At 58.4% G+C, this 11,735-nt stretch carries 12 protein-coding genes, 2 tRNA genes and 1 rRNA gene; 9 read left to right on the forward strand and 6 right to left on the reverse strand.

The window, feature by feature from the left end; translation table 11 throughout:
* Positions 1 to 2: 2 nt before the first annotated feature.
* Both AB4N80_RS14605 and soxR read right to left on the reverse strand, forming a co-directional pair.
* The gene (locus AB4N80_RS14605; RefSeq protein WP_109756506.1) at positions 3 to 461 is read right to left on the reverse strand and encodes a VOC family protein; all 459 of its coding nucleotides are present in this window, start codon (positions 459 to 461) and stop codon (positions 3 to 5) included.
* Positions 462 to 564: 103 nt separating this feature from the next.
* Positions 565 to 1,017, reverse strand: coding sequence for a redox-sensitive transcriptional activator SoxR (gene soxR, locus AB4N80_RS14610; RefSeq protein ID WP_122568698.1), 453 nt, complete (start codon positions 1,015 to 1,017; stop codon positions 565 to 567).
* Positions 1,018 to 1,113: 96 nt separating this feature from the next.
* Here soxR and AB4N80_RS14615 point away from each other — a divergent pair, with 96 nt between their 5' ends.
* The 5 genes from AB4N80_RS14615 (at position 1,114) to AB4N80_RS14635 (ending at position 5,760) form a co-directional block, all read left to right on the forward strand.
* Positions 1,114 to 1,479: an antibiotic biosynthesis monooxygenase gene (locus tag AB4N80_RS14615; protein WP_122568697.1), complete on the forward strand. Its 366-nt coding sequence runs from the start codon at positions 1,114 to 1,116 to the stop codon at positions 1,477 to 1,479.
* A gap of 116 nt (positions 1,480 to 1,595) precedes the next feature.
* Entirely contained in the window at positions 1,596 to 1,862 is a 267-nt protein-coding gene (locus AB4N80_RS14620; RefSeq protein ID WP_122568696.1) for a hypothetical protein, read from the forward strand.
* 103 nt (positions 1,863 to 1,965) lie between these two features.
* On the forward strand, positions 1,966 to 2,580 hold the full coding sequence (locus tag AB4N80_RS14625) for a LysE family translocator (protein ID WP_122568695.1): 615 nt from the start codon (positions 1,966 to 1,968) through the stop codon (positions 2,578 to 2,580).
* 159 nt (positions 2,581 to 2,739) lie between these two features.
* A complete protein-coding gene (locus tag AB4N80_RS14630; RefSeq protein ID WP_460082675.1) occupies positions 2,740 to 3,906 on the forward strand; it encodes a cysteine desulfurase family protein in 1,167 nt (388 codons plus the stop codon).
* 45 nt (positions 3,907 to 3,951) lie between these two features.
* Positions 3,952 to 5,760 (forward strand): aminopeptidase P family protein, encoded by a 1,809-nt coding sequence (locus AB4N80_RS14635; RefSeq protein ID WP_460082677.1) that lies wholly within the window; start codon positions 3,952 to 3,954, stop codon positions 5,758 to 5,760.
* A 9-nt stretch (positions 5,761 to 5,769) separates the two neighbouring features.
* Here the strand turns inward: AB4N80_RS14635 and AB4N80_RS14640 are convergent, their stop codons facing one another.
* Both AB4N80_RS14640 and AB4N80_RS14645 read right to left on the reverse strand, forming a co-directional pair.
* A complete protein-coding gene (locus AB4N80_RS14640) occupies positions 5,770 to 6,360 on the reverse strand; it encodes a 2-hydroxychromene-2-carboxylate isomerase (protein ID WP_122568692.1) in 591 nt (196 codons plus the stop codon).
* Positions 6,361 to 6,394: 34 nt separating this feature from the next.
* On the reverse strand, positions 6,395 to 7,123 hold the full coding sequence (locus AB4N80_RS14645) for an SDR family oxidoreductase (protein WP_122568691.1): 729 nt from the start codon (positions 7,121 to 7,123) through the stop codon (positions 6,395 to 6,397).
* Between the two features lie 89 nt (positions 7,124 to 7,212).
* On the opposite strand from AB4N80_RS14645, the gene AB4N80_RS14650 reads away from it, so the two are divergent.
* Positions 7,213 to 7,782 (forward strand): TetR/AcrR family transcriptional regulator, encoded by a 570-nt coding sequence (locus tag AB4N80_RS14650; protein WP_122568690.1) that lies wholly within the window; start codon positions 7,213 to 7,215, stop codon positions 7,780 to 7,782.
* Positions 7,783 to 7,788: 6 nt separating this feature from the next.
* Here the strand turns inward: AB4N80_RS14650 and AB4N80_RS14655 are convergent, their stop codons facing one another.
* A complete protein-coding gene (locus tag AB4N80_RS14655) occupies positions 7,789 to 8,070 on the reverse strand; it encodes a hypothetical protein (RefSeq protein WP_122568689.1) in 282 nt (93 codons plus the stop codon).
* Positions 8,071 to 8,238: 168 nt separating this feature from the next.
* Positions 8,239 to 9,129, reverse strand: coding sequence for a threonine/homoserine exporter RhtA (rhtA, locus tag AB4N80_RS14660; protein WP_122568688.1), 891 nt, complete (start codon positions 9,127 to 9,129; stop codon positions 8,239 to 8,241).
* 670 nt (positions 9,130 to 9,799) lie between these two features.
* Between rhtA and AB4N80_RS14665 the strand changes: the two genes are divergently transcribed.
* The 3 genes from AB4N80_RS14665 (at position 9,800) to AB4N80_RS14675 (ending at position 11,621) form a co-directional block, all read left to right on the forward strand.
* A 16S ribosomal RNA gene (locus tag AB4N80_RS14665) occupies positions 9,800 to 11,336 on the forward strand.
* 122 nt (positions 11,337 to 11,458) lie between these two features.
* Positions 11,459 to 11,535: transfer RNA gene (locus AB4N80_RS14670), tRNA-Ile, on the forward strand.
* Between the two features lie 10 nt (positions 11,536 to 11,545).
* Positions 11,546 to 11,621: transfer RNA gene (locus tag AB4N80_RS14675), tRNA-Ala, on the forward strand.
* The last annotated feature ends 114 nt before the right edge of the window (positions 11,622 to 11,735 follow it).

The following is an 11,735-nucleotide window of genomic DNA, read 5'->3' on the forward strand; positions in this document are numbered from 1 at the left end:
GGTCAGCCTTGTTGAAACATCTCCCTGGCCCGTTGCTCGATCTGTTCCTGGCTCAGGTCCTCCTTGTGTGTCGCGAGGAACCACAGGTGCCCATAGGGATCCTTCAAAGTGCCGGTGCGATCTCCGTAGAACTGGTCCTTGACCTCGGAAATCACCGTGCCACCGGCGGCAATGGCCTGGGCAAATGCGCTGTCCACGTCCTCGACATATAGATGTAAGCCGACCGATGGCGATTGGTCCGGGTTACTCAGGGGGCCTTGATCGCAAGGGGTGCCGAGCATGATCGGATAACCGTTGATCCGCAGTTCGGCATGCCCGATGCCCCCGTCCGGCATGGCCAGGCGCATGACCTCGGTGGCATTGAAGGCTTTTTTGTAGAAGTCGATGGCTTCGGCAGCTTTTTGAATGCCCAGGTAGGGGGTGATGTTATGGAAACCTTCGGGAATGGCATTGACGCCCATGACGTTTCTCCTTTTGTTATGGAGGCGAAGAGAGTCTTCGTCGATTTGCGCCTTTCCACTATAGGCCAGCGACTCTGGCTGGGCGCGGGGGCCGACGAACGCTTCACGGTTGTTCCAGCAGATGTGCCCCCGGCCCGTGTTGGCCCAATACGTCGCCCTGATTGCGCAGCGGACACGCTTCCATCGACAGGCATCCGCAGCCGATGCAGCCGTTGAGTCGATCACGCAGCGCCACCAATTGGTTAATGCGCTCGTCCAGGTCCCGGCTCCATTGCGCCGACAAGGTCTGCCAGTCGGCGGCCGTCGGGGCGCGGTTGTCTGGCAGGTTGTTTAACGCTTCGCCGATTTCCGCCAGGGGAATGCCCAGGCGCTGGGCGACCTTGATCAGCGCCACGCGACGCAATACCGCCCGTGGGTAACGACGCTGATTACCCGGGTTACGCGTGCTTTTGATCAGCCCCTTGGATTCGTAGAAGTGCAGGGCCGTGACCGTCACGCCGCTGCGGGCGGCCACTTGGCCGACGGTGAGCTCCTTGTGGATATCGATCTGCGTCATCGTTTCAATTCACTGCTTGACCTCAAGTTAACTAGAGGTTTTACCCTGCATGCTTTCGGATCGCAAGATCCGACTTACCTGCATAGGGGACCTTTCATGCAATCGCCAAGGAACAATCGCAGTTTCACCCAACTGATGGAGTTCGACATCGAACCTCAATGGCAGCACGCGCTGGTCACCGCCTTGTCGGAGCAGACCGAGCGCCTGGCCCGGGACCACCAGGGGTTCCTGAGTGCCAGTATCCAGGCCAGCGACGACGGTCGGCGTGTGCTCAATTATTTGCAGTGGCAAACCCGCGAGGCCGGCGAGGCGGCGCTTCGAAGTTTCGAAAGTGGCGAGCAGGATTTCTGGCAACTGATCCAGGCTCACCGAGCCAGAGCCGTGACGTTCGGTTCGTTCCAGGTGTTGCGCAACATCGAGCGCAGCCTGGACAACGCGCTGCAGTGCCAGTTGGTCGATTAAGCGAAACGGCTGATCCAGGCAGGCAATACCCACTATCGAGAGGGTTGATTTCTGCCGCGCAGGGCCGGCGGGTAGCCTTTGTTCATCGCCCAACTCCAGAACACCGGACACTCGCCATGAACCGTACCCTTGCCGTTTTGTTGCTCTTGACCGCCACCCTCCTGGGCGGCTGCGCCAGCTCTTCCCCGGAGCTGCGCCCCTACACCGCCGATGAGACCCGCGAGTTGGCCCTTGAAGCCTTGAATCGCCGTGGCCTGTCGTTCGAGGAATACCACGCGAAAAAAGCCGAGCTGCTTGGCTCGTCGCAGAAAAACGTGGGGTTCGACGATCAGGGCCAGATGAGTGCCGAGCAGGTCGTGCAACAGCCTGGCCGGTCCAGCTGAGGGACTGTACCGCTCAAAGTTTTGCCCAACTGTCCGTGGGTTTGGGTCAGGACGTGGGGTAGGGTCATGACTTGACTGACTGCCCCTGATGGACTGACCTGACATGACCCTTTCGCTTGACCTGCTGCTGGGCTTCGCCCTGTTTGCCCTGGTGACTTCGATCACGCCAGGCCCTAACAACACCATGTTGTTGGCCTCGGGTGTCAATTTCGGTTTCAACCGCACCATTCCGCACATGCTGGGTATTACCTGCGGCTTCTTTTCCCTGGTGCTGGCGGTGGGCCTTGGCCTGGGCGCGGTGTTCCAGACTTATCCACTGCTCTATACCGCGTTGCGCTACATCGGCGCGGCGTACCTGTTATACCTGGCGTGGAAAATAGCCCACTCCGGTCCGGTTTCGGAAGGTCAGCCGGGGAACAATACGCCGATCAGCTATTGGGGCGCGGCGGCGTTCCAATGGGTCAATCCCAAGGCCTGGATCATGGCCATTGGCGCCATTAGTACCTACACGCCACTCCAGGGTTATTTCTTCAATGTGCTGGTGATTGCGGCGGTGTTTGCCTTGATCAACCTGCCAAGCGTGAGCCTGTGGGTGGTGTGCGGCAGCCTGTTGCGCAATTTGTTGCGTGATCGTCGCTGGCTGCGTCTGTTCAACTGGGGCATGGCGCTGCTGTTGGTCGCTTCGATGTATCCGTTGTTGCTCGAAAGCATCAGTTGAGGGCTGAGCTTCGACGCGATGCCTGCTAAGCTCGCTGTTCAGGAGCGTTCCTACGCACTTTTAAACGAAGTCCGACTTCTTTAAGGTCTTCGATCAGGTATTGCTAGTCTCGAACCCAACGAGGGCGCCTGATCCCGGAGCAGGCTCTGCGAGTTTCCTATGAATAAACGTCCTTTGTATTTCGATTACGCCGCCACCACGCCGGTGGATGAGCGAGTCATCCGGGTCATGGTCGAGTGTCTGGGCTTTGACGGCAACTTTGGCAACCCGGCTTCCAGTTCCCATGCCTTTGGCCAGGAGGCCCGGCGCTCGGTGGAGCGTGCCCGCCAACAGGTGGCGCAATTGGTGGGAGCCCAGCCCGAACAGATCGTCTGGACATCCGGCGCCACCGAATCCAATAACCTGGCCCTCAAGGGCGTGGCCCAGGCACGCAGTGGTTGCGCCGGCCATGTCATCACCAGCCTGATCGAGCACAAGGCGATTCTCGATACGGCGCGCCAGCTCGAGGAAAGTGGCGTCGCGGTTACCTGGCTGGCGCCGGACGCCGAGGGGCTGATCAGTCCGCAAGCGGTTCGCGAGGCGTTGCGCGAAGACACGTTCCTGGTCTCGCTGATGTTGGTGAACAACGAGCTGGGCACCGTCAACGACGTCATCGCCATTGGCGAGATCGTTCGCGAGCACGGGGCGCTGTTCCATGTGGACGCGGCCCAGGGCGCCGGCAAGGTGCAGATCGATCTGTCTCGCTGGCCGGTGGACCTGATGTCTTTTTCCGCGCATAAAATCTACGGCCCCAAGGGCATCGGTGCGCTTTACGTCGGCGACCGTGCCCGGCCACGGCTGTCGGCGCAGATTCATGGCGGCGGGCATGAAGGCGGTTTGCGTTCCGGGACCCTGGCGACCCATCAGATTGCAGCCATGGGTGCTGCATTCGAATTGGCCGCCACGGCATTCGACGAAGAACTCGCTAAAATCGCCCGGTTGCGCAATCGTTTGCTCGAGCCGCTGCTGGCGATGCCCGGTGTGCGGATGAACGGCAGTGCGAGCCGCCGGATCCCCCATACGCTGAGCCTGACGTTCAACGAAGGCGAGTTCAACCCGGCGACCTTGGGCGCATCGATTGCATTTTCCGCGACCTCGGCCTGCAATTCAGCGCAGAACACTCCGTCCCACGTGCTGCTGGCCCTGGGGCACGATGCCCGTGCCGCCGGTCGAACCATTCGCTTGAGCCTGGGACGCTTTACCACCGAGCAGGAGATCGACGAGGCGGTGCGGCTGATCAAGGCGGCGTGCGCGACTGCGCCGGCGTTCTGGGCCACGACCCCCTAAGCCGAATTCGGCATCGAACAACAATATCAACGAGCAGGAGAAACAATGAGCACCGAGCCTTTGCCCCACGGACTGGTTCCCCAGCGCCTGGCCCGAATCCGCCAACTGATGAGCCGAGAGGGTATTCACGCGCTGCTGGTGCCATCGGCCGACCCGCACCTGTCCGAATACCTGCCGGGCTATTGGCAGGGGCGGCAGTGGTTGTCGGGCTTCCATGGTTCGGTGGGTACCTTGATCGTGACCGGCAGTTTCGCCGGTGTCTGGGCCGACAGTCGTTATTGGGAACAGGCCACCAAGGAGCTGGAGGGCAGCGGTATCGAGCTGGTCAAGCTGATTCCAGGCCAGCCCGGCCCCTTGGACTGGCTGGCCGAACAAACGCCTGAAGGCGGGGTGGTTGCGGTCGACGGTGCGGTCATGGCCGTGGCATCGGCCCGCACCCTGGGCGGCAAGCTCGCGGAGCGCGGCGCGCGGTTGCGCACCGACATCGACCTGCTCAAGGAAGTCTGGACTGATCGCCCAAGCTTGCCGGATCAACCGGTCTACGCCCATTTGCCACCCCAGGCGACCGTCAGCCGCGTCGAAAAACTCGCCAAGTTGCGCGAGTCCCTCCAGGAGCGAGGTGCCGATTGGCATTTCATCGCCACGCTGGATGACATCGCCTGGTTGTTCAACCTGCGCGGTGCGGATGTGTCATTCAACCCCGTGTTCGTTTCCTTTGCCTTGATCAGCCAGCAACAAGCAACGCTGTTCGTGGCCCTGGACAAGGTTGACGCAGCGCTGCGTGCCGTTCTGGAGCAGGACGGCGTGACCCTGCGCGATTACAGCGAAGCCGCCGCCGCGTTGCGTGAAGTGCCGGACGGCGCGAGCCTGCAGATCGATCCGGCGCGGGTGACGGTCGGCTTGCTGGATAACCTGGGCAGCGGCGTGAAATGGGTCGAAGGGCTCAATCCAACGACGCTGGCCAAGTCCCGCAAAAGCCTGGCCGACGCCGAGCACATTCGTCGGGCCATGGAGCAGGACGGCGCGGCGCTCTGTGAATTCTTCGCCTGGCTGGAAGGGGCTTGGGGGCGTGAGCGCATCACCGAGCTGACCATCGACGAGCACCTGACTGCCGCTCGCACGCGTCGGCCGGACTTTGTCTCCCTGAGTTTCAACACCATCGCTGCCTTTAACGCCAACGGCGCGATGCCCCATTACCACGCCACGGAAGAGGCCCATGCGGTCATTGAAGGTGATGGCCTGTTGCTGATCGACTCCGGGGGCCAGTACCTGGGGGGCACCACTGACATCACCCGCATGGTGCCAGTCGGAACACCCACCGCCGAGCAAAAACGTGACTGCACCCGCGTGCTCAAGGGGGTGATTGCCCTGTCCCGGGCCAAATTTCCGCGGGGCATTCTTTCGCCCTTGCTCGATGCCATCGCCCGTGCGCCGATCTGGGCGGAGCACGTCGATTACGGCCACGGCACCGGTCATGGCGTCGGCTATTTCCTCAATGTCCACGAAGGCCCGCAGGTGATTGCCTATCAAGCCGCTGCCGCGCCGCAAACGGCGATGCAGGCCGGCATGATCACCTCGATCGAACCGGGCACTTATCGTCCCGGCCGCTGGGGTGTGCGCATCGAGAACCTGGTGTTGAACCGTGAAGCCGGAAGCAGCGAGTTCGGCGAGTTCCTTGAGTTCGAAACCCTGACCCTGTGCCCGATCGACACCCGCTGCCTGGAGCCTTCGCTGCTGACCCAGGATGAAAAAGACTGGGTCAACGCCTACCACGCCGAGGTTCAGCGTCGGTTGAGTCCGTTGCTGGACGGTGACGCGTTGCAGTGGCTCAACACTCGAACGATGGCGATTTGAGGTAGAGGATCAGGCGAGGGCTTCACGGACGAAGTCCAGCCGATCCTGGCCGAAGAACAGCTCGTCGCCGACAAACATGCTCGGGGCGCCGAACACGCCTCGTCCGATGGCTGCTTCGGTGGCGCTCTTGAGGGCTTGCTTGACCTGCTCGTCGTTCGTCAGGGCCAGCACAGAGTCGGCGTCGAAACCGCCTTCGTTCAGGACCGCTGCGACAGTCGCCGGGTCATTGAGGTTGCGGGCGTCCACCCAAAAGGCGCGGAACAGGCAATCGACGAAGGCCTCGAAGCGTTCGGGATGGCGCAGTTGCATGCCGGTCACCGCGCGCATCAGCAGCAGTGTATTGATGGGGAAGTGTGGATTGAACTGGAAGGCGACGCCGTAGCGTTTGGCGAAGCGATTCAGGTCCTTGAACAGGTAAGGGTTCTTGGCCGGCACGGTCGCCGGCGATGCGTTGCCGGTTGCCTTGAAGACGCCGCCCAGTAACATTGGGCGATAGATCAACTGGGCGTTTGTCTGTGTACACAGCGTCGGCAACTGGGTATAGGCCAGGTACGTGGTCGGGCTGCCGAGGTCGAAGTAAAACTCCACCGATTTGCTCATGGTATCTGCTCTCTTGTTGTTGTGAGGGGAGGGGTTACCAGCGTTCGTTCCAGGGGCGCAGGTCCAGCTCGAAGGTCCAGGCGTCGCGAGGTTGGCTGTGCAGATACCAATAGCTGTCGGCGATGTGTTCAGGGTTCAGGATGCCGTCCTGATCCTTGGTGGCATATTTTTCCGGGAAATTCTCGCGGATGAAGTCAGTGTCGATAGCGCCATCTACCACCACATGGGCCACATGGATATTCAGCGGTCCCAGCTCCCGGGCCATGCTTTGGGCCAGTGCGCGGATGCCATGTTTGGCGCCTGCGAATGCAGCGAACCCCGAAGCGCCACGCAATCCCGCCGTTGCCCCGGTAAACAGGATGGTTCCGCGCTGGCGCTTGACCATGCGCTTGGCCACTTCCCGTGCATTGAGAAAACCTGAGAAACAGGCCATCTCCCAAATCTTGAAATACTTGCGTGCGGTTTCTTCGAGGATGCTGCAGGGGACGTTGGCGCCGATGTTGAACACAAAGGCTTCGATGGGGCCGATCTGGTTCTCGATTTGCTCGATGAGTGCGATCACATCGTCTTCTTTGCGTGCATCACAGGCAAACCCATGGGCTTCGCCGCCTTCGGCGCGAATACCATTGACCAGCGGCTCGAGTTTGTCGGCGCTGCGACGGGTCACACAGGCCACAAAACCTTCCTGTGCAAAGCGTTTGGCAATCGCTCCGCCGGTGGCATCGCCCGCGCCAACAACCAGTACGACCTTCTTGTTATTCATGGTCAGCCTCATTGGTAAACGATCGTTAACTAAACGGACGTTATGCTAAGATCCGGCAAGCGTCAAGGTGAGGAATCAGGGGCAGGACCATGCGTTATTCAGCCAATCACAAAATGGAAACCCGCGAGAAACTACTCGCCAGCAGTGCCGTGTCCGCCAAGAAATCAGGTTTCTCTACGGTCGGTGTCGACGGCCTGATGAAAGCGATCGGGTTGAGCGGCGGTGCGTTCTATAGCCACTTCTCGTCCAAGGATGAGCTGTTCAAGGCCATTGTCGAGCGGGAGTTGGCTCAAAGTCTGGATCGCTTGAGCGGCGACGGTGCCATGGACTCCGTGAAGCTGGAGCGCTGCCTGAAGCAGTACTTGAGCATGAGTCATGTCGAGCAGCCCGAGGCGGGATGTGCCTTGCCGGTGCTGGGCGCCGAGATTGCGCGGTCGGATATGGCGGTGAGGGAGGCGGCCCAAACGTGGATCTGTCGTTTGCACGAAAGTTGGGCGCGGATATTGGGAAGCGACAGCCTGGCCTGGGCCATCCTGTCTCAATGCGTGGGAGCCTTGGTTGTTGCGCGGATGCTGGTCACGCCGCAGGTCCAGCGTGAGGTCCTGAAGTCCAGCCATGAGGAAATCAGTCGGCGAATCGCCGAGCAAGGGCTCGACTAAGATCGCTTATTTGCAGATGACGATCATGCTGCGGCTGGTATAGCCGGCGGGATTGAGCCCGAAGGGATAATCCCCGGGCTCTTCGACGGCGTCCCCAGACTTGGCAATGACCTTGTAACCCTTGGGGGCACATGAGTTGGCGGCGCTGGCGGCGCACTGCTCCCAGGATGAGGACAGGCCGGAGCAGTTGATGTGCAGACCTTTTTTGCCGCGCTTGACTTCAGTTTTCGATGTCGCCGCACAGCCCGCTACTGCAAGTACGGCGATCAGTATCAAAATTCGTTTCATTCCCGTCCTTATAATCGCCGTGGATCTTGTGTCCGCGTACGATCGTGTTCGCTCTTGCGTGAAGCGTTCATGACGTCCTGTATGAAAAAATCCATGTCTGACATTGGGTTACTGGTCTAAACATGGCCTAAATGCGCGGCAAATGCCAGACCTTCGTTAAATCCTGCTTCAATCTGCCGCGACAGCAGGCTTTGCGGTGTTGGCCATGGTCAGCGTCGCGCCCACCGACGCGAGGATGATGCAGGTAATGGCCATCCATTGGGCCAGGGACAAGTACTCCTGAAGAAAGACGAGCCCCGACAAGGCCGCGATTGCCGGTTCGACGCTCATCAATGTGCCGAAGGTGCGGGCAGGCATTCGAGTCAGGGAGATCATTTCCAACGTATAGGGCAGGGCTGTGGACAGGATGGCGACACCAATGGCGATTGGAATCAGACTCGGTGTGAGCAATGCGGCGCCCGCGTGAACAATGCCGATCGGAGCGACAAACAGGGCTGCGATCATGACCCCCAATGCGGCTGTCTGCACGCCATTGTCCGCACCGGCTTTCTGGCCAAACAAGATGTACAACGCCCAGCAGAAACCGGCACCCAGCGCGTAGCCGGCGCCCACCAGGTCAATACCGGTACTGGTCGCGCCGGTCGGTATGAGCAGCAGCAGGCCAACCACTGCCAGGGCAATCCAGAGAAAGTCGATTGCCCGGCGCGAGGCGTAAATGGCGACTGCCAGAGGCCCGGTAAATTCCAACGCAACGGCAATGCCCAGTGGAACGGTGCGAACCGACATATAGAAGAGGAAGTTCATACCGCCCAGTGCCATCCCGTAGACGATCACCGTGCGCAGGGACTGGGCGGTGAGCTTGGCGCGCCAGGGGCGTAGCATTAACAGCATGATCAGGCTGGCGAAAATGAGTCGCAGCGTCGTAGTGCCTTGTGCACCCACTACCGGGAACATGCTTTTGGCGAGGGAGGCTCCTCCTTGAATGGAAGCCATGGCTATTAATAGCAAGGCAACCGGATATAGGGTGGAGGCCAGGCTGCGATGTGGAGGGGGTGTCATTACGAAGTGTCGTCCAGAATAAAGGCGGGGGAGGCTGCGTTGAGCAGTATATTGCGCATATGCAGCGATTCCGTCTATATACCGGGCATATTTAAGTGTCATTCTGGGCTATAGGTAGAAAGATCAAATTAAGGGTTGACGGCAGATTCTGGACGTCTATAATTCGCCCCACTTCCGGCGCAGCCGAAACGGAAAACTCCTTGAGATTCAATGAGTTAAGTAAGTTTCGAAGGGGTTTGGCTTCAGTTCATCGAGGCCTGGAAGGAGCAAATAGAGCAGTGTTGTTTGGCTCTATCAGCGGTTCGATCTTCTCGGTCGAAAGCGGTGAAAAAGAGGTGTTGACAGCAGCGAGTAACGCTGTAGAATTCGCCTCCCGCTAACGAGAGATCGGAAGCGCAAGTGGTTGAAGTTGATAAGGAAACTTTGAAAACTTCTAAAAATAACCGCTTGACAGATACACGGGGCGCTGTAGAATGCGCGCCTCGGTTGAGACGAAAGACTCAGCCAACCGCTCTTTAACAACTGAATCAAGCAATTCGTGTGGGTGCTTGTGGAGTCAGACTGCTAGTCAACAGATTATCAGCATCACAAGTTACTCCGCGAGAAATCAAAGATGTAACCAACGATTGCTGAGCCAAGTTTAGGGTTTTCTCAAAACCCAAAGATGTTTGAACTGAAGAGTTTGATCATGGCTCAGATTGAACGCTGGCGGCAGGCCTAACACATGCAAGTCGAGCGGTAGAGAGGTGCTTGCACCTCTTGAGAGCGGCGGACGGGTGAGTAATGCCTAGGAATCTGCCTGGTAGTGGGGGATAACGCTCGGAAACGGACGCTAATACCGCATACGTCCTACGGGAGAAAGCAGGGGACCTTCGGGCCTTGCGCTATCAGATGAGCCTAGGTCGGATTAGCTAGTTGGTGGGGTAATGGCTCACCAAGGCGACGATCCGTAACTGGTCTGAGAGGATGATCAGTCACACTGGAACTGAGACACGGTCCAGACTCCTACGGGAGGCAGCAGTGGGGAATATTGGACAATGGGCGAAAGCCTGATCCAGCCATGCCGCGTGTGTGAAGAAGGTCTTCGGATTGTAAAGCACTTTAAGTTGGGAGGAAGGGCATTAACCTAATACGTTAGTGTTTTGACGTTACCGACAGAATAAGCACCGGCTAACTCTGTGCCAGCAGCCGCGGTAATACAGAGGGTGCAAGCGTTAATCGGAATTACTGGGCGTAAAGCGCGCGTAGGTGGTTCGTTAAGTTGGATGTGAAAGCCCCGGGCTCAACCTGGGAACTGCATTCAAAACTGTCGAGCTAGAGTATGGTAGAGGGTGGTGGAATTTCCTGTGTAGCGGTGAAATGCGTAGATATAGGAAGGAACACCAGTGGCGAAGGCGACCACCTGGACTGATACTGACACTGAGGTGCGAAAGCGTGGGGAGCAAACAGGATTAGATACCCTGGTAGTCCACGCCGTAAACGATGTCAACTAGCCGTTGGGAGCCTTGAGCTCTTAGTGGCGCAGCTAACGCATTAAGTTGACCGCCTGGGGAGTACGGCCGCAAGGTTAAAACTCAAATGAATTGACGGGGGCCCGCACAAGCGGTGGAGCATGTGGTTTAATTCGAAGCAACGCGAAGAACCTTACCAGGCCTTGACATCCAATGAACTTTCCAGAGATGGATTGGTGCCTTCGGGAGCATTGAGACAGGTGCTGCATGGCTGTCGTCAGCTCGTGTCGTGAGATGTTGGGTTAAGTCCCGTAACGAGCGCAACCCTTGTCCTTAGTTACCAGCACGTAATGGTGGGCACTCTAAGGAGACTGCCGGTGACAAACCGGAGGAAGGTGGGGATGACGTCAAGTCATCATGGCCCTTACGGCCTGGGCTACACACGTGCTACAATGGTCGGTACAGAGGGTTGCCAAGCCGCGAGGTGGAGCTAATCCCACAAAACCGATCGTAGTCCGGATCGCAGTCTGCAACTCGACTGCGTGAAGTCGGAATCGCTAGTAATCGCGAATCAGAATGTCGCGGTGAATACGTTCCCGGGCCTTGTACACACCGCCCGTCACACCATGGGAGTGGGTTGCACCAGAAGTAGCTAGTCTAACCTTCGGGGGGACGGTTACCACGGTGTGATTCATGACTGGGGTGAAGTCGTAACAAGGTAGCCGTAGGGGAACCTGCGGCTGGATCACCTCCTTAATCGACGACCGCAGCTGCTCCATGAGCTCCCACACGAATTGCTTGATTCATTGAAGAAGACGATAGAAGCAGCTTTAAGCTCCAAGCTGATAGCTCACGCTAACAGTTACAAGCTCGAAATTGGGTCTGTAGCTCAGTTGGTTAGAGCGCACCCCTGATAAGGGTGAGGTCGGCAGTTCGAATCTGCCCAGACCCACCAATTTTGTAATGGGGCCATAGCTCAGCTGGGAGAGCGCCTGCCTTGCACGCAGGAGGTCAGCGGTTCGATCCCGCTTGGCTCCACCATAAACTGCTTCTGAAAGCTTAGAAATGAGCATTCCATCAACGTGATGGTGAATGTTGATTTCTAGTCTTTTGATTAGATCGTTCTTTAAAAATTTGGGTATGTGATAGAAAGAT

The sequence above is a fragment of the Pseudomonas sp. H3_A02 genome (genome assembly GCF_054671965.1).